Raw genomic sequence first — 22557 nt, 5'->3', positions numbered from 1 at the left:
CTGTAACAGATAGGCAGTCAAAACCGGGCCTGGTGTTACAGATCGAGATTTTTCGGTCTGTCCCCTGCAGTTTGTCTAAATCTGTAACAGGTAGAGACGATTTGGCCCGCTAGATGTTACAGATTGAGACAAACGGAAATCGAACCGCCCGCCTCATTAGGAAAAATAGGAAAGAAAGGAAAGAGGCCGTACGGGTGTTCTGTATAGACGGTCATCACAATGAGGCCCGCCCCCTATGGCGACTTTTGACGTATCTCTCTCAAGGCATGGAATCGAACTCATATCGGCAGTACTCCTCCGCACTTGCATCATTCAAAACAGAAAGCGGAGAAATCGAGAGTCCCCTTGCCCTTGGCGGCGAAATAGACGGCATGGCTACCGGTGAGACCTTCAATGCCCGCCGTTGCCTCGTGCCAGCCGGCATCCGGCGCACACGCGACGGCACCGATCACCGGGCCATCCACGGCATCGATATGCACTTCGAGCTCGCCCTCGAAGTCACCGCGGACCTCGCAGCGAAGAATTCGCTCCGTACCCTCAAAGGCAAGATATTTGTATCCCACCGTTGCGCCGTCGCAGAAGTTGGCGACATACGTGCGTGCCGAAGTCACGCAACCGGCATCGACTTCCTGCGTGATTACGGAGTGATTGGGCGCAAGCTCCAGATCCCCCCGATAGTGAACCGCGCCATGGGGACCGACCAGATGGCAACAGATGCTTGCAGGGTAAACACGCCCGCATGGCAACGCTGCCCTGTTGAGTCCGCAGCTCGTGATTTCAACCTGCTCGATTGATCCGTCGACCGCAATATACAACGGCTCCGCGCAGCCTTGCCGCGCATGTTGGGCACCGTGGGTGTGACGGTGATAGAAAATGTAGTCGCGCCCGTCGATGCGTACCATGCCACCATGGTTGTTGCCAAGGTCCATAACGGCCTTATCCTCGGTCTCATGACCAGGCAAGCCCACGTCACCGTTGGAGACGAGCACGCCGCCGTACGTCACGGGACCATCGGGGGCGGGCATCGTTGCCCAGCAGAGCTCATGGCCCACCTCGCTGGAATACACAAAGTAATAGCGCCCATCGAGTTCACGGATGCTCGATGCCTCAAAGAACGCATGTCCCTCGAAGCCCGTCCCGTCCGCCTGCAGACACCCCGGCGCCAGGCGCACGGGGGCGCCTGTCATCGTATGCATATCATCCGAAAGACGCACCACAAAACTGCCCTCGGTCGCCGCAGAGGGCAGACGCCCGCCGGCCTTCTTGGCGCCAAAGCCGTAATAAAGCCAGCATCCGCCGTCTTTGCACGCAAGCACCGCCGGATCGAACGGAAGACCGTATCCCGATGCCGCCGTAAACCGCTTACCATCGGGTGTGCGCACGGGTCCGAGGTAGCGATAACGGCCCGCCGGATCGTCGCACACGGCAACCGATATGACCGGACCATCGGGTGTTGCCATGCAAAAATAAAAAAGATAGTACTTGCCGTCGGCGCCCCTGCACACATCGGGCGCACCGTATCCAGCAAGATCGGCGTTGGCGGGGTCATCCGATTTGCGCCAAACCACGCCCTCAAAGGTCCATGCCCCCAAGTCATCGACAGGAGCCGACCAGCAGACATAGTCACCGGGGCAATACGCCGTGCCATCGGGGGCGTCATGGCTACCATACACATATACACGCCCGTCGAACACACGAGGCTCACCATCAGGGATATACTCCCAGCCCGGTAAATAGGGATTTGTTGCAACGTGCTGCATGCCAATCCTTTCAAACGTAAGTGAAAAATAGGTGATATCAGCTATCGTCAATCGACAAGTTGGAACTCCGCTCCGAGCAGCTCCTCGCTGTTGGGCCCGACAAACACCTCGAACTCACCGGGCTCACTCGCCCAGGCATGCTCAGGTGTCCAGAACCTTAGTTGTTCCTCGCCGAGCTCGAACTCGACAGTCTTGCGCTCGTGCGCAGAAAGCGACACTCGTTTGAAATCGCGCAGCTCAAGCAGGGGGCGCACACGCGTGCCCACCTTGTCATGGATGTAGAGCTGAACGGTCTCGACACCGGTAACCTCGGATTCGTTCTCCACGTCGATCGAAACGAGCAGACGCTCGCCCGCCACCATCCGCGTGGACGAAAGACGCAGGTTCTCATAACGCGCCTTGTGATAGGAAAGACCGTACCCGAAGGGGAAAAGCGCGCCGTTGGAACAATCCATATAGCGCGAGACGAATCTTCCGCTGTGGATCGACGTCTTGGCGCAGCGACCTGTCGAGAACTGAGCGTAATACAGAGGCTCCTGACCGACGTTATACGGGAAGCTCACGGTAAGTCTGCCCGAGGGATTGACCTTGCCAAATAGCACGTCTGCCACCGAGCGGCCGCCCGCCGTGCCGGGGAACCAAGCCTCCAGAATTGCATCGCAGTCATCCAAGATATCCGTCAGGGCAAGCGGTCGTCCGTTGAAGAGCACGAGCACTACCGGCTTGCCGAGGGCGCGGACCTTTTTGAGCAGGCGTTTCTGCGGCGCCGGCAGCGTGATATCGGTGCGCGCGCCGCCCTCACCGCTCTGCAGCATATGCTCACCAAGTGCCATGACCACCACGTCGGATGTCGCAGCAAGCTCAAGCGCCTCGGTCTCCATCTCTTGTGGGTCGCGTTCATCGGTCGGCGAACCAAAGGCTGGGACCTTGCCGAACTCGCCGAGCTCGGTATAGTCGTCGAGCATATTGCAGCCGCAGGCCCAGGCAAAACCGTCTACGCCCAGTACCTCGGCAAACGCCTCTACCAGTGTGACGGAATGGGATTTGTCGGCATGAATCGCCCACATGCCGATAATGTCGCGGCTGTTGGCATAGGGACCGATGAGTGCCACGCGCGGAGCCTCGGCACCGGCAGTAAGCGGCAGAACGCCATTCTCATTCTTGAAGAGCACAAGCGCCTCGTCACAGGTTTTACGTGCGCTCTCGAGTCGCTCGGGCGTACAGGTCACCGCCAAACGACGCTCAGGCGAGCAGGTTCGATACGGATCCTCGAAGAGTCCGAGCTTGTTCTTAAGACGAAGCACGCGCAGGCAGGCGGCGTCAATCTGCTCCAGGGAAATCTCGCCTTCGGCAATGAGTCCCTCGAGTTCATGTGCGTAGCACGGCGTCTTCATATCGATATCGACCGTTGCGTTCATGGCGAGCCTGGCTGCCTCGCGACGGTCTGCCGCCACACCATGGCCGATGAGCTCCGAGATGGCCGCATAGTCAGTAATGATCGGGCCGTCGAAACCCCATTCGCCGCGCAGCACATCGTCCATGAGCCACTTGTTTGCCGTAGCGGGGATACCGTCAACGGTGTTGAAGCTCGTCATCACAAGATCACAACCAGCATCGACCGCGGCCTTGTAGGGCGGCAGGTACTCGTTGCGGAAGCGCCATTCGCTCATGTCAACGGTGTTGTACTCGCGTCCGGCCTCAGGCGCACCGTAGCCGGCATAGTGTTTAACGCAGCTTGCAACACTCTTTTCGGGCGTTTCATCGCCCTTAAAGCCCTCGACCATCGCCGTAGCAAATCGCGCGTTAAGAAAAGGATCCTCACCCGGCATCTCAAGACAGCGGCCCCAACGGGCATCGCGAGCCACATCGGCCGGCGGGCTAAACGTCACCATGCAGCCGTCTGCAACGGCCTCCTCGGCAATGAGCTTGTAGTCCTCGCGAATCAAATCTGGATCCCACGTGGCACCAAGTCCCATAGGAATCGGGTAACAAGTTTGATAGCCATAGATCACATCGGCCATAAAGACCAGGGGGATCTTGAGGCGACTGCGCTCGAGATAAGCATCTTGAATCCGATGAACTTCCTCGGCGCCAAGCACGTTGAGCACGCTGCCGCATACATCCACGTCCTCCTGGGTCACGCCGAGCTTGGCGCGCGGGCCAACGGCCAGGGCTTCGGTGCCAAAGCACCCGCCGTCAAGCTGCACCAGCTGACCGATCTTCTCTTTAAGGGTCATGCGACTCAGGAGTTCCAGAACTTCACTGTCTTTCATGACGAGCATCCTTTCTGTTTGTCCAAGACGATGCATCGACGTCCAAGCGAGCGACGATATACCGTCTTCGACAAACAGGACCAGGGGCACCGGCGTATTGCCGGGCCCCCGGCCAGTAAGGGGATTGGGGAGCAAATTTGCTAGCAGATTACTTGTCAGCCTCGAGCAGCATTTTGTCGCTGTAGCCAAAGGCAAGCGTCGCGACAAACGTAATCGCAGCAGCAACTGCAAGCGCGATGACATCGAGCCAGCCAACCATGCCGCCGATCGCGGGAATGGTGAGAACGCACGTGGTCATGAGAGCCGCCTGATGCAGGCCGCCCGTCGCAGCAATGGCGCCGCAGACGCCGCAGGACAGGGCCATGATCACAAACGGGCGCTTGTACTTGAGCACGACGCCGTAGATGGCGGGCTCGGTGATGCCAGCGAGCAGTGCGGACACCGAGCTCGCGGCAGCAATCTCCTTGAGGCCGGTGTCCTTGGTCTTAAGGAAGACGGCCAACGCGGCAGCGCCCACGGCAAAGTTGGTACCCACGGTAATGGGAAGAATTACGTCATAGCCGAGCGTACCGATGTTGCTCATGATGACCGGGATGAAGGCCCAGTGCATACCGAAGATGATGAGGCAGGGCCACAGGGCGCCGATCAAGAAGCCGGCAACAAGCGGCACAGTATTGAGCAACGAGATCAGAGCGTTGGCTATCAGCTTGCCGATGATATCGGTAACGGGACCGACGACAAAGATCGTGGCAACGCACGCAACGAAGACGGTGAACAGGGGGACGATAAGACCCTTAAGCATGTCAGGCGTGACCTTGTTGAGCGCACGCTCAACCCAAGACTGCACCCACACGGCAACGATGATGGGCAGGACCGAGGACGTGTAACTGATGAGCGTTACCGGCAGACCGAACAGGTCGACAGGATCGGTACCGTTAAAGAGCGTGGTGAGCGTCGGGTAGCAGAGGAACGCAGCGATGGCCATCGCAGTCCAGTCGTTGCACTTGAACTTCTGCGCAGCCGTACGTGCCAGGAAGATCGGCATGAAATAGAACACCGCGTCGCCCATGGCGTACAGGAGCTGATAGGTAGTGCTTGCCGCGTCGAGCACGCCGAACGTGTTGAACATGATCACAAACGCCTTGAGAAGACCAGCGGCGCTCATGGCGGGGAGCATCGGCATGAAGATGCCCGAGATCAAATTAATTGCACGGTTGAACAGGTTGCCACCCTGCTCATCAGCGTCGACTTCGCCACCCAGCTCGATGTTCGAGACTTTGGGAATCGCATCGTAGACGTCAGTGACGTGGTTGCCGATAACAACCTGGTACTGCCCGGCGCTCTTGATGACCGAGATAACGCCCTCGGTTTGGTTGAGCTTCTCGGTCTGGGCTTTGTCCTCGTCCTTGAGCTTAAAGCGCAGACGGGTAATGCAGTGCGAGACGCTAGTGACGTTTTCCTCGCCACCGACGAGCTCGATAATGGTACGCGCAAGTTGCGTGTAGTCCTTAGCCATGGTGAAACCTCCTCGTTTCACGGCGATTACAAGGTATATCTGCAGCCCCGACGCCTTGGGGCAAGACAGCGAAGTTTGCCCGGTTAACGGCCTGGGCAAAGACGGTTGATGTGCATCATCAGGTAAAGAAGCTCCTCATCGGAGCACTTCCACCCGTGTTTAGTGCGCAGGTATTCGTCGATGGATCGGGCGCACGTGTAGGCATCCGAAAAATCGTGCGTTGCCTGACGGAAAAGCGAGCTATTGCGCGACTTCTCGACCTCGCCGTTCATAAGACGGCTAATGAGGAAACGCATATGTGTGATAAAGCGCGCGTAGCCGTAGGAGCAGCGGTCGATCTGGATGCCGAGCGTTCGCTGGATGATGTCAGTGACCGCCTCGAGCACCTCCGTGCTCTTGACCACGATGCCCATGTTATGGCTTAACGCTTCCGAGCCACCCTCATCGAGGCTCTCGGCATTCACGACGTGCAGCGCGATGGCCGCCGCCTCAAAATCGGGAAAGTCGACATCTTCATCGATTGCCTTGACCAGCAATACGCCGCGACGGCCCACGTCATATTCGCGAGGATAGACAAACTGGACCTCTTCGGCGAGTGGGTTGGGGATCACCTTGTTATCACGAGCACGTTCGATGGCAAACTGCAGGTGGTCCGCAATGGTAAAGACGAGATTTGGATTGAGTTTGCAGTTGAGTTCCTGGCGGGCAATATCAACAATGCCCGACGCGATAATGATCACGTCGTCGCCAAGCGAGGCAAGCGCGTCATAGAGCTCGAGGCGCACGTCGCGGAAACTACGCTGGATTGCGGACTCGTCCTCGATGTAGGAAGGAGCACCACGAAAACCAAGTCCCTTGCCAAAGAGCACGAGCTCGCGCCCGTTCTCATCCTCGGCAAGGACGACATTGTTGTTTATGGCCTTGGTTATGAGCATGAAAAAACTCCCCTGGCTCCACTTTCAGCATCCGATGGCCCCGCGCATCCGCAGGACGTGGTTAAAAATGCTCGTGGCGCCTCCCGAGGAGTAACGCGGCGCATGGATAGTATGCACATATCTGCTTCTAAATGAAACGCTTAAATCGAAAAAAGCCGTTCGCGGCCGATAATCGACCGTTCACGGAGACAAATCAGCCCGCATTCCATCGCAAGTTGTTAGATTGCGGGAACTCGGTGGCCTGCGGCGGTCTTTGTCTTGGAAGATAATTCGCCCCGCCGGTTTGTCTCGATCTGTAACAGGTAGGCTGTCAAAACCGGGCCAGATGTTACAGATTGAGATTATTCGGGAGGCTCCGCTCGTTTGTCTAAATCTGTAACAGGTAGAGGCGATTTGGCCCGTTAGGTGTTACAGATCGAGACGGAAGATTCTAGTCGCAGGCGATGTCGAGGTTCTTGCCGATGAGGCCCACATAGCCGCCCTCGGCCAGCAGGCAATTTGACTGAATAGGAAAAAAAGGAAAAAATAGGGAAAAAAGGAAAGGAGACTCATGACTGAAACCATCTTCTCCCCTTCGTTTGGAAATCGCCCGTCCTATCTGGTTGGGCGAGGAAGTGTAATTTCGACATTCATCTCCGGCCTTGAGCAGGAGCCGGGCAATCGAGACCGCGCCATGCTCATGCTTGGCCAGCGAGGCAGCGGCAAAACGGTTCTCCTGTGGGAACTTGCCGATCGCGCTCGTAAGCTCGGCTTCGTTGTTGCCACACCCACCGTAGCCTCCGAGGACATGCTCGAGCGTATTGTTGAAAAAATCCAAGAGGCGGGCGAGCCCTATGCCAACAAACGCCATCTCCCTAAACTCACGGGTGGCAGCCTGAGCGTCTTCGGTTTCTCGGCCGGTCTTGAGTTCACACGCGATGTGCAGGAAACCAAGAGCTTCCAGTTCAAGCTCACGCAGCTGACGCGCAAATTGACCGAGCAAGGACACGGCATCCTCATCCTTATCGATGAGCTCCAGGCCAATTCGCCCGAAATCAGGCAACTTGTCACCGCTTATCAAGAACTCGTCGGTGAGGGACTCAACGTCGCGCTCGTTATGGCGGGCCTTCCGGGAGCGGTCTCGGCGACGCTCAATGACCGCGTGCTGACGTTTCTCAACCGCGCTCGCAAAGTCACACTCGAACCGCTTTCAGTCGGAGACGTCGACACCTATTACCAGCGGGCTTTCGAAGAACTCGACCTTGATATCCCAAGCGATCTTCGACTAGATGCCGCTCGCGCAACCCAGGGCTCGCCCTACATGTTGCAGCTCATCGGTTACAACATCGCCAATCGTTGCCAGGCAGGAGAACGCGCAACACGAGAGCTAGTCGACGGAGCCATCGAGGCGTCAAAGGTCGATTTCGAAAACGATGTGTGCGAGACGACGCTCGCCGCGCTCTCGGACCAAGACGTTGCGTTTCTTGCCGCAATGGCGGATGACGAAGACACCGTGTCGCGCATTTCTGATGTAGCCGAGCGCATGTCGGTCACACCCGACTACGCACAAAAGTATCGCCGGCGCCTTATCGACGCCGGCGTAATCGAACAGGCCCGCCGCGGGTACGTGCGCTTCGCTGTTCCTTATATGGCTGACTACCTGCGCAGTCAGCTGTAGGAAAACCACCACGAAGGGGACAGGCACCTTTGTGATGGTTTTGACCGGTTTGTCTCGGTCTGTAACAGTTAGACCGTCAAAACCGAGCCTGGTGTTACAGATTGAGATTTTCGGGCAGCCCCCTGCAGTTTGTCTCGTTCTGTAACAGGTAGAGACGATTTTGGCTGCTAGATGTTACAGGATTGAGACGAAGCGCTAGTCGCAGGTGATGTCGAGGTTTTTGCCGGTTAGGCCTACGTAGCCGCCCTCGGCTGCTTTGGGACTATCGGCGTGGCAGAGGACCCACTTGTCGGCCTTCCAGTAGCAGTAGCTGTCGCCGGCGGCGGACATGTTGGCAGCGGCCTCGGGACGCGGACCATTGGTGCCGGCGGGCAGCGCTACCATTACCTGGAAGCCACCGTCGTCGACCATGCACGGCGTGTAGTGCAGCGTCGTGGCGTAGACCTCGACGAGCGTGCCGGCCGGCGCGCGGAAGGCCTTGACCTGCGCGGTATCGAGCTTGCCGTCGACGATCTGCTCGCGCTTGGCCAGCAGCAGGATAAAATCGCGGGCGCCCAGGTTGAACTCGCTGGCGCGGTGATACTCCAGGCAGTTGAGCTTCGTGTTACGGCCGTTGCACCAGCCCAGCTGGAAGGGGCGGCCGCCGTACATGAGCAGACCGAGCGTGTCGGCACCTTCGACCTGTTCCAGCTCGGGCGCGGAGGCCACATACTTGCTACCCTCGGGAATGGGCGTGGCGGAAAGTGCCTCGACAAGCGGAGCTGTCAGGCTGGAGGGTACGTCGCCCCACACGCGGCCGTAGGACTTGAACTCGGGATCGGTAACAGAGTAGATATGCATGTTCGCTCCTGTTCGTAAATGTGACTATATAAACATTCTAGAACATTAGCCGTCTTTTGATGGAGTCAATACCGCAAACAACACGCACCAGAGTCACATGGGCAAAAGGGCGGCGTGTATTTTACTTAGCCGAGATAGCCCTTAAGGAACTCAATGACACCCGAGCACCAGTGATCAGTTTCCGGCGCATGAGGTTTCATTAACGCATGTCCTCCTTCTGGATACACAATCTCCTCGTGGTGCACCCCAGCCGCATCCAGTGCGTCAACCATCTTTCCGAGATTGCCGGGCGATACGACATCATCGTCGGCGCATTGCCAAAGATATGTCGGCGGATACCGTTCCCACACATGTTGATCAATGCAGAAATCATCAATCGCATCGTGCCCAGCTCCACCGCACACCGAATCAAGAAATCTATGGTCTGACGCACATTCGGACTCATGAAGGTCAATCGGGGCGTAACACAGAACCAAAGCTTTTGGCGGCTCGCATCCGTAAGATGCAAACCCCTTGTTATCCGTCCCCCACTCGGCGGTCAAATGCGCGCCAGCGGAAAAACCGATAACCGCATATTTTTTGTCCACATTAAATCGCGTTGAATTCTCGAGGACAAAACGGACTGCGCGATTAAGGTCATCGATCGGACGCGGCATCAGCGGCTCGACCCTCACCCTGTATGACAACACAAACACGTTATAGCCCGCATCGTTGAGCTCGGGAGCAACGGGAAAACCTTCCATTTGGTGACAAACGCTCTGATAGCCCCCACCCGAAATCGCGATAACGAATGGCGCCCCCGGTCGCCCCGGAAAGAAAAACAGCTTTGTGTTGCGCCGGGTCGGATCGCGAATACAATCGGCTTCATCCCAAATATCGTATGCAACCTGCCTCCCGTCATCCGCAAGCTCAACAATCCGATTCAACCCGCGCAGAACACGAGTAACTTCATACGGATTAGTGTCGGAATTCAAATGGGCCGCGATGGGCTTATTCCACATGCGCTCCCAAGTTGAAGGTCGGCAAAGCATGAGATGCTCACCGAACCCAGCGAACTCAGGAAGAAGTGCGATTTCTCCAAATGTCATATCGGCAGTAATTGTCATAACCAGTCACTCCAAAAACGAGGTGGGCTCGCGCAGATCAATCGCAAGCCCACCATATGCAATCTGCCGCGGGGTTTTCAGCAGCTTACATTCCGAATAATTGTCTATTCCGCCGACGTGTCTGCATCAGGGCGATACATGATGTAGACGAGGACGAAGGTAAGAATAAAACCAACGACATTGCAAAGGATCGCACCAATAAGGCTGCTCATATCACCGGAAGGATTCATGTAGCCGGGGAAGCTGAAAATACCACTCGACGTCATAACGAACGTGCGGGTATTGAAGATAGCCGGGATAACAGCGCTAATTGCACCAGAAATCATGGAAGCGACGATGATCTTCTTGTGCTCCAAAACTATGCCGTACAGGGCAGGTTCTGTAATTCCGCACAGGCTCGTAATGGCACAGCTGAATCCAAGGCTCTTTTCGCTCGGATCCTTCGAGCGGAAAGCAAACGCCAAGCAAGCGCCGACGACACCCATGCTACCGCAAAGAAGTCCAAGGATAGGGTCGGAACCGACGGTCATAATATTGTTGATGGAGATCACAATGAGGGCCCAATGGAGTCCAAGAGGAATCATGACGAGGCCAAATATCGGTCCAAGAATAACGCCGCAAAGAATGGGGCTGAACTGATAGACCGCCAGTACGGCAGTCGCAAGCAAGGAGCTCGCCTGTTGGATAACCGGGCCAACCACAAGAAGCGAGATGGGGGCAGCAATAGCAACTGTCAGGAACGGAACGAGTGCAAATGCCAAAGCATCGGGAAGAACCGCACGCAGCCACTTATAAAGAACGGATGCGAACCAAGCCGCCACGATAGCGGGAAACACCGTCGAGGCATAGCTCACCATCGTGAACTTCATGCCGAACAAATCCAGCGCATCACCAGCTCCAGCTGCGGCAACAAAAGTCGGGTAAAGCAGGATTGCACCGAGCACCGCACCGATATATTGATCGATTCCAAAGAATTTGGCCGCAGACGATCCGACGAGAACGGGCAAGAAATACATGCTGGCGTTTCCCATGCCGTACAGCAGGGTATAAATTCCGCTCTCAGCGGAAACGACACCTGCCGTCGTCAGGATACTAAGGACGGCGTTTATCATTCCGCATGCAATCAAGGCGGGAAGAACGGGCATCATGATGCCGCTGATCAGCTTCATCAGCTTTCCCAGAAAACCTTTGGTCTCGCCTTCATCTGCCGCGGACTTCCCGGTGTCAACCCCGGTTTCCTTTGCAACGATTTCGTAGACCTTATCGACCTTGGGCCCCACAATCACTTGGTATTGCCCTGCTGAATGGCGAATATCGATCACACCATCGATTGCCTTGACTTTTGCATCATCTACGATGCTTTCGTCCTTAAGATTGAACCTTAAACGAGTCATGCAGTGGGCTACAAATGTAACGTTTTCTGCACCGCCCACCATCTCGAGAATCTCGGCAGCGAGCTTGGTTGTATCTGCCATAAATACCATTTCTCCCATGTTGTGTTTTATATGTAACCATCGGCAAAGCGCGCGCCTTCGCCGACCAATTACCTAGCTTTCGATGCGATTCGATTGATATGCATCATCAGATAGAGTCTTTCTTCGTCTATAAGTTCTTGGCCCGTCAGCCGGCTGAGAACAGAAGCGATGTCATCGGCGCACGCCGATGCCACCGGATATTCATCTTTGAGCGAGAGATACATCTTGCGGTTGTCGCTTACGATACTTTCGCCAGAGTTCAACCTATTGAATAGGTACTGAAGGTGGGTTGCGAACCTTGCATAATCGAAGCCCTCCCGATCAACTTGAATACCAAGCCGTCTTTCAACAGCAATAGTTGATTCTTCGAGAACGCGATCGTAAACGTCCGTGCCAAACTCTTCAGCCAGCTCACATGAATCCGAATCGGCCATGTTATTGATAAACGCCATGGCAATTCCAACTGTCTCATGAGCGGGAAGCCTAACATTGAGACGTTTCCTGATTATTCGAAGCGCGTACTCGCCGATTTTGAATTCGACGGGATATTGTTGGCGAACATCAAAAGACAAGGGCATATGGACAACAATGTTTTGCTCCTTGCGCTTAATTGCATACGCGATATGGTCCGCAAGAATAAACGGCAAATTAGGGCTTACTTCATAGGGAAGCAGTCCTGTCGACATATCAATAACATCCGAGGTCAGCTCGAGAAGTTCATCCGAGACTTCATCAATGAGAGCGATGTAGCGGGAACTAACGTTATAGAACGTTCGTTGAATCTCCGAGAGCGGTAATTCATCGCCAACGTCCTTAAACCCCAGGCCACGCCCGAATGCCACCAGCTGCCTGCCATTTCCGTCGATGCAGAGGACAGCGCTGGTGTTAATTCGTTTAACGATTTCCATGTGTCCCCCTTAAACAAAACAAGGCTCCCGAAGCAGAATCCGACAATCAATGTCGACAGATGCTGCTTCAGGAGCCTTGCCTGAATATCACTCTGGTTGCCAGTTTAAGCGAAACACCGTAAATGACCTCGTGTAAACATTACTAAACAGTTAAACGGTCGATATCTCCATGTGAACGGTTTAGAAGCAGAAGGCAATCCTTATGCCTGCTGATAGTGCAGGTGCTTCTCGTCGATATCGGTCAGGTCGCGGTCAAGGTAGCGGTGCGCGAGCCAGTTGGCCATGGGGAGGTTCTGGTCCAGGTAGTTGCCGCACTCCTCGGGAGCGGCGCCGGGGACATCGCCCTCGAAGCCGGCGACGAACTCAAACAGCTCGCGCACGAGCGGCAGGATCTCCTCGCTCGTCGCCTCGCCAAACACGACCAGGTAAAAGCCCGTGCGGCAGCCCATGGGGCCAAAGTAGACAATACGGCTCGACCACTCGACATGATTGCGCAGAAACGTCGCGCCCAGGTGCTCGATGGTGTGGCACTCGGCCGTGTTCATGACCGGCTCTTTGTTGGGCGTGGTCAGGCGCAGGTCAAAGGTGGTGACGGCGGCTCCGGTCGCCGGATCGCGGTCGATGCGGCTCACGTACACGCCGGGCTCAAGCAGCAGATGATCGACAGAAAAGCTCGCAATGCGCTCCATGGTAGATCCTCTCGGTAGTCAATTTGGGACGGGGCTCTTTTAGCTGGTTGGAATGGTCGCACCAATCATACCAGTCAAAAAAGCCCCGTCCCAAATTAGCTACCTGGGACGGGGACCAATGAGTTTTTAATCCCCGTCCCAGAAAAATCATGCTAGGCGGTGTACGCGATCGTAGATTGTACGGCGTGGCGCCAGCCGGCGATCTTTTTGGCTCGCTCGTCTGCCGGCATCGAGGGCTCCACAATGCCGCGGGCACCGTACACGTCAACCACGTCGCGCGTGTACATGCCCAGCGCAATGCCGCAGGCCCAAGCCGCGCCCAGGCCGCTCATCTCGTCGTTGCTCGCGATGCGGATGGGCGAGCCCACCAGGTCACTCTCAAACTGCATCAGGTACGCATCGCGCGTGGGGCCGCCGTCAACGCGAAGCTCGGCCAGCGCCGCGCCCGAATCCTCGACCATCGCATCGATCACGTCGAAGATCTGATAGGCGATCGACTCGTCGGCAGCCTTCACGAACTCCGCGCGGCCGGTGGTGCGCGTCATGCCAAAGACGCAGCCCTCGGCGTCGCTTGCCCAGTGCGGCGCGCCCAGGCCGGTAAACGCCGGCACAAAGTAGACGCGGCTCGCCGGGTTGGCGGCATAGCACAGGTCGGTGACCTCTTCGGGGTTATTGATGAGTTCCAGGTCGTCGCGCAGCCACGTCTTGACGGCGCCGGCGTAGCTCACGTTACCCTCGAGCACGTACTCGGTCACGCCGTCCATGCGCCACGCGAGCGAGCTCGAAAGCCCGTGCGAGCTGGCGACAAACTCGTCGCCGACGTTCATCATGACCGAACTGCCGGTGCCATAGGTCGCCTTGGCCATGCCGCGGCTGTGGCAGCCCTGCGCAAACAGGGCGGCGTGGCTGTCGCCGAGCACGCCGTGAATGGGCACGGGCGCCGGCAAAAAGCCGCCCAGGTCCGTTGTGCCGAACAGACCGTCGGAATCGGTCACCTGCGGTAGGCAGGCAGCGTCGATGCCAAAGGCCTGGCACACCGGCTCGCTCCAGCAGCCACGGCGCAGGTCGAACAGCTGCGTACGGCTGGCGTTGGACCAGTCGCAACGAAACTCGGTGCCGCCCGTGAGCGTCCAGACCACCCAGGCGTCAATCGTGCCCAGACACAGCTCGCCCGCCGCAGCGGCCTTAGCAGCTGCCGGCACGTTTGCGAGAATCCAGGCCATCTTGCCCGCCGGATAGTAGGGCGAGAGCACCAGGCCCGTCGTGTCGCGCACCAACTCGGCCACGCCTTCGCGCGCGGCCAGTTCGTCGCACAGCTCGCGGGCACGGGCACACTGCCACACCACGGCGTCGCACAGCGGCTCGCCCGTCGTGCGGTTCCAGGCAACGGTGGTCTCGCGCTGGTTGGAAATGCCGATGCCGGCGACATCGGCCGGATTGACCCCGGTCTCCTCCACCACGGCACGCGCCACGGCCAGGACGTTGGCCGCGATCTCGGCCGGATCATGGCTCACCCAGCCGGCCTCGTTGACGATCTGGCGATGCGAGCGGTCGGCACGATGAATCAGATGGCCGCCCTCGTCCACCAGCAGCGCCTTGGTGCCCTGCGTGGACTGATCGATTCCGATGATGTAGCGGCCCATGGCCACCCCTTTCAAAATGAATGTGACAAAGGGACTGTCCCTTTGTCACATTCCAATTACTCTGCGGGCAGGAAGTCCTTAACGGTTTCAGCGATTCCGACACCCGTCAGGCCGTAGTGCGCAAAGACCTCGGGGCTCGTGCCAGTGATGACCGGCGCGTCGGGCAGGGAGAGACACTTGACCGGACGCGGGCAATGCTCGCCCACCACCTGCGCGACCATAGAGCCCAAGCCGCCGAAGGGGCTGTGCTCCTCGACGGTCACGACGGCACGCGTGGCGCCGGCGGCCTCAATCACGGCCTCGGCGTCGAGCGGCTTGACGCAGTACATGTCGAGTACGGTGGCGGAGATGCCCTGCTCGGCCAGCAGATCGGCGGCATCCACGGCATGGCGGACCATCTCGCCGGTGGCGACAATCGTCACATCGGTGCCGCGGCGCACCCAGGTGGCGCGATCCATCTGGAACGGGCACTCGTCCTGGGTATACACGTCCTCGACCGGGTTGCGGCCCACGCGGATGTAGGCGGGCTTGTTGTCGGCGACCAGGGCGCGCACGAGCTCGGCGGTCTGGAAGCGGTCGCTCGGCAGATACACGCGCATGTTGGGGATCGCGCTCATGGCGGCGATATCCTGCGCGGAGTGATGGCTCATACCCAGGGCGCCGTAGGACACGCCGCCCGAGATGCCGATGAGCTTGACGTTGGTATTGGAGTACGAAACGTCGACCTTGCACTGCTCATACGAACGCGTGGTCACAAAGGATGCGGGCGAGGCGGCCCAAGCCTTCTTGCCGCACGAAGCCATGCCGGCGGCGATGCTCACCAGGTCCTGCTCGGCAATGCCGACCTCAACGGACTGCTGGGGATACTGATCGAAGAACGGCGTGAGCGACGCGGAGCCACGGGAGTCTGAGCACAGGACGACGATGTCCTTGTCGGTTGCGGCGGCCTCGAGCAGCGTGTCGCAGATAACCTTGCGGTTGGCGATCTTGTTAGCCATTGACGGCCTCCTTATGGGCAGCGAAATCGGCGATGATCTGGGCATATTCCTCGTCGTTGGGCAGGTGGTGATGCCAGCCGGCCTTGTCCTCCATAACGGGCGAGCCGTAGCCCTTCACCGTGTTGAGGATGATGACCGTGGGCTTACCCTTGGTCTCGGCCGCAAGCGTCAGCGCGGCGTCGATGGCCTGGACGTCGTTGCCCGGAATGGACAGCACGTTCCAACCGAAGGCGGCCCAGCGCTCCTCCTGCGAGTCCTGCTTCATGACATCCTCGGTGCTGCCGCTGATCTGCAGGCGGTTGCGGTCCACGAGTGCGCACAGGTTGTCGAGCTGGTAGTTGCCGCCGCTCATGGCGCCCTCCCAGACCGAGCCCTCGGCAAGCTCGCCATCGCCCATGATGGTGTAGACGCGGTAGTCGCGACCGTCCATCTTGCCGGCGAGCGCCATGCCCACCGCCACGGGCAGGCCGTGGCCCAGCGAGCCAGAGTTCATCTCGATGCCCTTAAGCTTGTTGTTGGGGTGGCCGATATAGGGGCTGCCGAACTTGGAGAAGCGGGCCTTGACGTCGTCGAGGTCCAGATAGCCCTCGTGGCACAGCACCGCGTAGTAGGCCTCCATGGCGTGGCCCTTGGAGAGCACGAAGCGGTCGCGGTTGGGATCGTCGACGGTCTCGGGCGAAATGTTCAGATGGTTGGCGTAGAGGGTCATGAGCGCGTCGATGACCGACATGTCGCCGCCGATGTGGCCGCCGGCGCCGGCCATGATGATGTCGACGCAATCGCGGCGGAGGTCCCAGCGCAGGGACTCAAGCTCTTCGATAGTTGCCATTTCTACTCTCCTCGCAGGTAGGCTTTGACGTCTTCTTCGATGGGGTCGTACAGGTCGGGGGCGATGCCGATATATTTGCATGCCTCGTAGAGCACCGGCACCACGTTGGCGTGGATGGCCACGCAGTGGTGGATGTAGGGACCCTCGACGATCTTGGCCTCGAGGCGCTTGAGGTTCTCGACCTCGACCCACAGGTAGGTGCCCATGCCGGCCGGGCCGTCGATGCCGCGGGCGTTGCCCAGCAGCAGCGAGTACTCGCCGTTGTCGCCGTCAAAGCGGGCAAGGGTGAGGTCGCCGTGCTTGGCCTCGGCCGTCAGCGCGCCGGGGTGATCGAAAGCCAGCGGGTAGGTGAGCTTGGGCTTGACCGCCGCGCAGCTGCAGGGCCAGGGGCCGCAGTGCTGCAGCAGCTCGCCGTTCTCGTTGTCGGGATGACGCACGGTCCAGTCGGCGAACATGCCGCGGTGACGGCCAAGATCGGCTGCCTCGACCATGAGCGCGGTGATGGCGCCGTGGATGTCGGTCTCGCAGACGACGGGGATGCCCATCTCGTTGAGGATGGCGTTGGCGGCGCAGGGCATAATGCCCAGCTCGTCCTGCAGAGCGTTCCAGCACTGAATGGCACCGGCGTTGCAGCCATACTTCTCGACCAAGCGCTTCATGGCGATGGCAAGACCGGCGACCGCAGGGACCTTGTCCTCGGGGATGCAGATCTCAAAGCTGTCGTTGATGTGGGCAAGCATGGCGGCCATGGCCTGCTCGTCGGCCTGGGCGTCGCGCACAGCCTGGACAAGTTCGGTCATGGGGATGGGCGAAAGCTGAATATTGAACTTCTCGAGCAGCTCGCCCTCGTTGCACATGGTGGACCAGAAGTCGAACGGACGGGTCGCCATCTGCAGGATGCGAGTGTGCTTGAAGGTCTTGACCACGTTGCAAACGGCCAAAAAGTCCCAAACGCCGCGCTCGAACTCGGGGTCGGTCAGGCGGCAGTTGGTCATGTAGGTGAAGGGAACCTGGAAGCGGCGCAGGACCTTGCCGGTGGCGAACAGACCGCACTGGCTATCGCGCAGGCGCGTGCCGTCGGGCTCGGGGCGCTCGTCGCGCGGGCCCCACAGCAGCACGGGCAGGCCGAGCTCGCGGGCAAGGCGAGCGCAAACGTACTCGGTGCCAAAGTTGGCGTGGCACAGCATAATGCCATCGACGCCCTCGGCGCGGAATTTCTTGACGATAGGCTCAATGTGGCTGTCGTCGAACAGCAGGCCCTCGTCATTGATGTCGTCGATATCCACGATGTCGACGCCGATCTCGCGCAGGCGATCAGCCGTCAGGCCGCGATACTTGATTGCGTCCGGCGCGCTAAAGATGCTGCGGCGCGTGGGCACAAAGCCGAGCTTGATCTTGTCCATGTACGTCCTCCCCTAATCACATGTTCAGTAAACAGACGCATGTTTCGTTTTGTTCTGTTTACTAAATGTTTTACTCTTTTGTTTAATAGTCTAGCGCGAAAGTCCCGTAAACGGTAGAGAAATCAGCCTAAACGGTATGTAAACAAACTGAACATACAAGGGAAACAAAAAGAGGGCCCCGAAGGACCCTCTCTTAGTAGCGTTAGATATGGCTGCCTTAGCGAGCTTTGCCGCCCTGCGCCCCGGCGTTTTCTTCGCCTAGATCTCGCACACGCTCTGGCGCTCGACAAAGTAGGTCGACACGGCCGTCTTGCAGGTATAGCTCTTGGGGTTGCGGATGTTGCCCACCAGGCGACGCACCGCGATCTCGCCCACCTCGTGCTTGGGAACATGCACCGTGGTGAGCGGCGGGTTGGAGAAGGCGCCCAAAGACAGGTCGTCAAAGCCGATGATCGAGACATCCTCGGGCACGCGAATACCGTGCTCGTTGAACGCGCGCATGGCGCCCACGGCGAGCACGTCGTTCTCGGCAAAGAAAGCCGTCGGCAGATCGTCGCGCGAGACATTGTCGAGCCACACGCCCATGTCGCGATAAGCGCCCTCGAGCGTGGTGCCCAGCGTGACGCGCCATGCCGGATTAGCCTCAAGACCCGCATCCTCAAGCGCTTGGCGGTAACCGCGCTCGCGGTCCTTAAAGTTGCGGATGCGAAGGTCGCCCGCCAGATAACCAATCTGCTTGTGGCCCTTCTCGATAAGGTAATCCACGGCACGCAGCACCGAATCGGTGTTGGCGATGACCACGGCATCGAAATACTGGCGGTCGCTCCAGCCGTCGAGCACAATCAGGTGGGCGGCAGCGTTGGCGAACAGGGCGTAGTCCTCCTCGCCCAGCTCCGTACCCATCAGCACGATGGCGGCCGACGGGTCGGCGATCAGACCCTCGACCTGCGGGCGCACGGCGTCCAGGTCGCTAAAGTCGAGCGAGACAAAGCTCGTGCTCATACCGTGGCGACGCGCCTGACGCTCCACGCCCTCGATGACCGCGGGATGGAAGGTGCTCTCGTCCAGGATGGCGCCCGTCTTGCGCGCAAGCACAAACTGGATGCTCTCGAGCTGCGTCGACTGCTGATAGCCAAGCGACTGCGCGCACTCCAGGATGACCTTGGCGGTCTCCTCGCTCACGCTGCGCTTGCGGTTGAGCGCGTTGGACACGGTTGCGGGCGAAAAGCCGGTAATGCGGCTGATCTCGCGGACGCTTGCTTTAGCCATCGTTCCCCCTAGCATCGGTCGCGGCCGAGCATCGTGGCTTGACCGCCCCGTGGCTCGGCAACTAAACGACCGCAAATTCAATCTAAACAGAATAGTAAATGTTTAATAGCTAGTTTAGCCTGTTGTCAAGCGAAGTGGCACGACTATTCCCCCAACGGGCGCATTTGTCCATCTTAACGTTATCACGCAAGGTCTTCGCCATTGCTTGCTATTACGCGTCGGTACCATTCGAAGCTTTTCTTTTTACGTCTCTCAAACGAGCCCGCACCGCTATCGTCTCGATCGACATAGATAAACCCGTAGCGCTTACGCATCTGTCCTGTGGCGACCGAAACCAAATCGATCGGGCCCCAACAGGTATATCCCATGAGTTCCACCCCGTCGAGCTCGACGGTCTCCCTCATCGCCTCGATGTGGGCCCGCAGGTATTCAACTCGATAGTCGTCTTCTATTTCACCCGAATCTTCCGGCACATCAGGAGCACCCAAACCGTTTTCGACGATGAACAGCGGCTTTTGATAGCGATCCCAGATTTCATTCATGGTGACGCGCAGCCCTTTGGGGTCGATAAACCTCCCCCAAGGCTCCTGTTTTAGATACGGATTAGGCGCCGAGCGAAGAAGGTTCGAATCGAACTGACCTTCCGCATGCGCTTTTGCGACGCGCGTCGAGTAATACGAAAACGAGACGAAATCGACCAGGTTTGCAGCCAGTACTTCGCGGTCATCATCCCGATAGGGCACCTCAAAACCATGGCGGGCGTATTCCTTGAGAACATAGCTCGGGTACGCACCGCGCACCTGGACGTCGGTAAACATGTAATGGCTGCGATTCTCAGCCTGCGCAGCCAGCACATCGTCCGGATCACATGTAGCCGGATAGAAGACACCTGCGTTGAGCATGCAACCGATCTTCGCCCCAGGGCACAGTTCATGACACGCCCCGACCGCACGGGCGCTCGCAACCAATACATGGTGCACGGCCGTGTGAACCGTTGCATAGCGATTCTCCCCTTGCTCGAAGATGATCCCCGCCGCCATAAAGCACGCCTGCGTCATGATGTTGATCTCGTTAAAGGTCAGCCAATAATTGACCAATCCCCGATAGCGCTCGAACACGGTACGCGAATATCGCTCGAACAGGTCGACCAACCTGCGATCGCGCCATCCGCCATACGCATCGACGAGATGCATGGGGACATCATAGTGGTTGAGCGTCACCAAAGGCTCAATGTCATGCGCGCGACACGTCCTAAAAACATCCTCGTAAAAGGCAAGGCCTTCTTCATTGGGCTCGGCTTCGTCTCCTTTGGGAAAAATGCGGCTCCAGGCGATTGATAAGCGCAGGCATTTAAAACCCATCTGGGCAAACAGTTCAATATCCTGCTTGTACCTATGGTAAAAATCAATGCCCTTGCGAGCGGGATAGAAGCTGTCGGGTGCCAACGCACGCGGATCAAGGTCTCCCCGCATGACGTCCATGCGTTGATCGCCAAACGGCAGCATGTCGGAATTGGCTAAACCGCGACCGCCTTCGTTCCATCCTCCCTCGCACTGGTTTGCAGCCAGAGCCCCGCCCCATAAAAAATCTTCTCTAAACATTATGGTGTCGTCCTTTCTATCAAATTCCCGGCCCACACTGTCGAACGCAACGGACTCGGCAAGTGCCGCGCAACAGCACAGTACCGTTGCGCGGCCAAGGGGTCGGACCGCGCAACGGCTGGGGAGCATATTTGTGTAGTAGCCTCTTATGCCTCGACGGATTCAACGGCCTCAGAATCGCCGCTCTTGGACTTCAACGGCATCTTCTCCTGTCCTTCAAATCCAAAAATCATCGCCAACGCAAACGTCACGGCACCGCCAGCAAGACACCCGATGGTGCCAGGGATGATATCCTGAGCAAACATGAGCACGTTCATCCATGGGAAACCAACGCCAGTGAAGATATAGACGTTGGCATGAAGAAGGCTTACCAGCAGACCACCGACAGCACCACCAATCATGTTCCAGGCAAGAGCCTTCTTGTCGCGAAACAGGATGCCGTAGATGATGGGCTCACTCACGCGACCGAAGGCATAGGTGATGAACAAGTTCCAGCCCGTGGCTCGACTCTCCTTGTCCTTAGCGCGCAGGCCATAGGCGAGCGCGATGGCAAGCGTGGTGTAGGCTACAACCGCGGTGCCGGGGTATAAGATGGCGTCGTAACCGTTCTGGAGCGCGGCGGGCAATATGGCGGTATAGATCGGCACGTGCATGCCGGTGGCGATGATCAGATTCCAGAATGCGCCGACAACCGCGGTCGCAGCGGGACCGGCAACAGAGGCGAGCCAAATGATGAAATCGGCCACAAGGCCCATGACAAATTGGACGGCAGGGCCGCAGAGGCACAGCGCGACCGGCAACATCACGAGCACCGTACCCACGGGTACGATCAGAATGCGCAACATATCAGGCGAGATCTTCTTAAAGAAGCGCTCAACATAGGACTGGGCCCAGGTGATCAAGATGACCGGAAGAACAGCCTGGGTGTAGTTGACGAGCTGCATGGGGATGCCGAAGACGCTGAAAGGCTTTCCGTCCTCAACAATAGCGAGCATGTCGGGATAAATCATCACAACAGCGATGAGCAGTGCCAGCACAGGACTCGTTTTGAACTTCTTAGCCGAGCTATAGGCGGCAAACACCGGGAAGTAGTAATACGCCGCATCGCCCACCAGGGAAAGGATCCGATACAGGTCGCTCGTTTCGGACATAAAACCGGCGCCTTCGGGCCCAAACAGAATAACGAGCATCTTGAAGATACCGGCGACACAAAAGATCGGAAGGATCGGGGTGATAGCGCCGCTCACGGCATCGAGCAGCTGATTGAAGAGGTGCTTGGGCGCCAAGCGCTCCTTCCAGCTAAGCTGAGGGCCATCGAGTTCCTCGTCAATCGATACCGTGACCTCGAATCCGCCCTGCTTACAAACCTCGTCGTAGACCTTGTCGACCGTGGGCCCGACCACCAGCTGCACCTGCCCTCCGGCGTGCACGACGCTGATGATAGACGAGATGTCCTCAAGCTTCTCATCATTCGAGAGGCTTTCATCCTTGAGGTTGAAGCGCAGGCGCGTCATGCAATGCGTAACCGAAGCCACGTTTTCCGCCCCGCCCACAGTGGAGAGAATCTGCTCTGCCACCTTTTTGTAATTTGCCATCATTGGCTCCTTTGCACAATCTTGGCTTACTGTTCGAATCGGCAAAGGTCATGCCCCGAA

17 protein-coding genes are annotated in these 22557 nt (G+C 58.0%); 1 reads left to right on the top strand and 16 read right to left on the bottom strand.

The features are described 5' to 3' along the window. Window positions 1-308: 308 nt before the first annotated feature. The 4 genes from AB5Z14_RS03780 to AB5Z14_RS03765 all read right to left on the bottom strand — a co-directional run bounded on the left by AB5Z14_RS03780 (window position 309) and on the right by AB5Z14_RS03765 (window position 6484). Window positions 309-1760: a family 43 glycosylhydrolase gene (locus AB5Z14_RS03780; protein ID WP_368130359.1), complete on the bottom strand. Its 1452-nt coding sequence runs from the start codon at window positions 1758-1760 to the stop codon at window positions 309-311. 47 nt (window positions 1761-1807) lie between these two features. Further along, the gene (gene bglX, locus AB5Z14_RS03775) at window positions 1808-4069 is read right to left on the bottom strand and encodes a beta-glucosidase BglX (RefSeq protein WP_368130358.1); all 2262 of its coding nucleotides are present in this window, start codon (window positions 4067-4069) and stop codon (window positions 1808-1810) included. Between the two features lie 112 nt (window positions 4070-4181). Continuing rightward, entirely contained in the window at window positions 4182-5549 is a 1368-nt protein-coding gene (locus tag AB5Z14_RS03770; protein ID WP_368130356.1) for a PTS transporter subunit EIIC, read from the bottom strand. Window positions 5550-5632: 83 nt separating this feature from the next. Next, window positions 5633-6484: a PRD domain-containing protein gene (locus AB5Z14_RS03765; RefSeq protein WP_368130354.1), complete on the bottom strand. Its 852-nt coding sequence runs from the start codon at window positions 6482-6484 to the stop codon at window positions 5633-5635. Between the two features lie 550 nt (window positions 6485-7034). On the opposite strand from AB5Z14_RS03765, the gene AB5Z14_RS03760 reads away from it, so the two are divergent. Further along, window positions 7035-8141 carry an ATP-binding protein gene (locus AB5Z14_RS03760; protein WP_368130352.1) on the top strand — a complete coding sequence of 369 codons (1107 nt, stop codon included), beginning with the start codon at window positions 7035-7037 and terminating at the stop codon, window positions 8139-8141. Window positions 8142-8336: 195 nt separating this feature from the next. Here the strand turns inward: AB5Z14_RS03760 and AB5Z14_RS03755 are convergent, their stop codons facing one another. The 12 genes from AB5Z14_RS03755 to AB5Z14_RS03700 all read right to left on the bottom strand — a co-directional run bounded on the left by AB5Z14_RS03755 (window position 8337) and on the right by AB5Z14_RS03700 (window position 22497). Then, window positions 8337-8981, bottom strand: coding sequence for a DUF4867 family protein (locus AB5Z14_RS03755; RefSeq protein WP_368130350.1), 645 nt, complete (start codon window positions 8979-8981; stop codon window positions 8337-8339). Between the two features lie 125 nt (window positions 8982-9106). Further along, window positions 9107-10087: an alpha/beta hydrolase gene (locus AB5Z14_RS03750; RefSeq protein ID WP_276675040.1), complete on the bottom strand. Its 981-nt coding sequence runs from the start codon at window positions 10085-10087 to the stop codon at window positions 9107-9109. Between the two features lie 104 nt (window positions 10088-10191). Further along, complete coding sequence (locus AB5Z14_RS03745) at window positions 10192-11562, bottom strand: PTS transporter subunit EIIC (protein ID WP_158554644.1); 1371 nt, start codon at window positions 11560-11562, stop codon at window positions 10192-10194. Between the two features lie 68 nt (window positions 11563-11630). Next, a complete protein-coding gene (locus AB5Z14_RS03740) occupies window positions 11631-12470 on the bottom strand; it encodes a PRD domain-containing protein (protein WP_368130349.1) in 840 nt (279 codons plus the stop codon). A 200-nt stretch (window positions 12471-12670) separates the two neighbouring features. Further along, window positions 12671-13159 carry an S-ribosylhomocysteine lyase gene (locus AB5Z14_RS03735; RefSeq protein WP_368130347.1) on the bottom strand — a complete coding sequence of 163 codons (489 nt, stop codon included), beginning with the start codon at window positions 13157-13159 and terminating at the stop codon, window positions 12671-12673. Between the two features lie 152 nt (window positions 13160-13311). Continuing rightward, window positions 13312-14802, bottom strand: a complete 1491-nt coding sequence (locus AB5Z14_RS03730) for an FGGY family carbohydrate kinase (RefSeq protein WP_368130346.1) — start codon at window positions 14800-14802, stop codon at window positions 13312-13314. A gap of 56 nt (window positions 14803-14858) precedes the next feature. After that, window positions 14859-15800, bottom strand: a complete 942-nt coding sequence (locus AB5Z14_RS03725; protein ID WP_368130345.1) for a transketolase family protein — start codon at window positions 15798-15800, stop codon at window positions 14859-14861. Next, window positions 15793-16629 carry a transketolase gene (locus tag AB5Z14_RS03720; protein ID WP_368130343.1) on the bottom strand — a complete coding sequence of 279 codons (837 nt, stop codon included), beginning with the start codon at window positions 16627-16629 and terminating at the stop codon, window positions 15793-15795. The genes AB5Z14_RS03725 and AB5Z14_RS03720 overlap by 8 nt, the downstream gene beginning before the upstream one ends. A gap of 2 nt (window positions 16630-16631) precedes the next feature. Further along, window positions 16632-18032 (bottom strand): L-fucose/L-arabinose isomerase family protein, encoded by a 1401-nt coding sequence (locus tag AB5Z14_RS03715; RefSeq protein WP_368130341.1) that lies wholly within the window; start codon window positions 18030-18032, stop codon window positions 16632-16634. A 258-nt stretch (window positions 18033-18290) separates the two neighbouring features. Further along, window positions 18291-19301 carry a LacI family DNA-binding transcriptional regulator gene (locus AB5Z14_RS03710; protein WP_368130340.1) on the bottom strand — a complete coding sequence of 337 codons (1011 nt, stop codon included), beginning with the start codon at window positions 19299-19301 and terminating at the stop codon, window positions 18291-18293. 182 nt (window positions 19302-19483) lie between these two features. Beyond that, window positions 19484-20902 carry a 6-phospho-beta-glucosidase gene (locus AB5Z14_RS03705; RefSeq protein WP_164473267.1) on the bottom strand — a complete coding sequence of 473 codons (1419 nt, stop codon included), beginning with the start codon at window positions 20900-20902 and terminating at the stop codon, window positions 19484-19486. A gap of 146 nt (window positions 20903-21048) precedes the next feature. Further along, complete coding sequence (locus tag AB5Z14_RS03700; protein ID WP_368130339.1) at window positions 21049-22497, bottom strand: PTS transporter subunit EIIC; 1449 nt, start codon at window positions 22495-22497, stop codon at window positions 21049-21051. Window positions 22498-22557 lie beyond the last annotated feature (60 nt).

Source organism: Collinsella aerofaciens (assembly GCF_040910265.1).
Taxonomy (GTDB): domain Bacteria; phylum Actinomycetota; class Coriobacteriia; order Coriobacteriales; family Coriobacteriaceae; genus Collinsella; species Collinsella aerofaciens_BK.
This window is presented reverse-complemented; position numbering and strand designations above follow the sequence as displayed.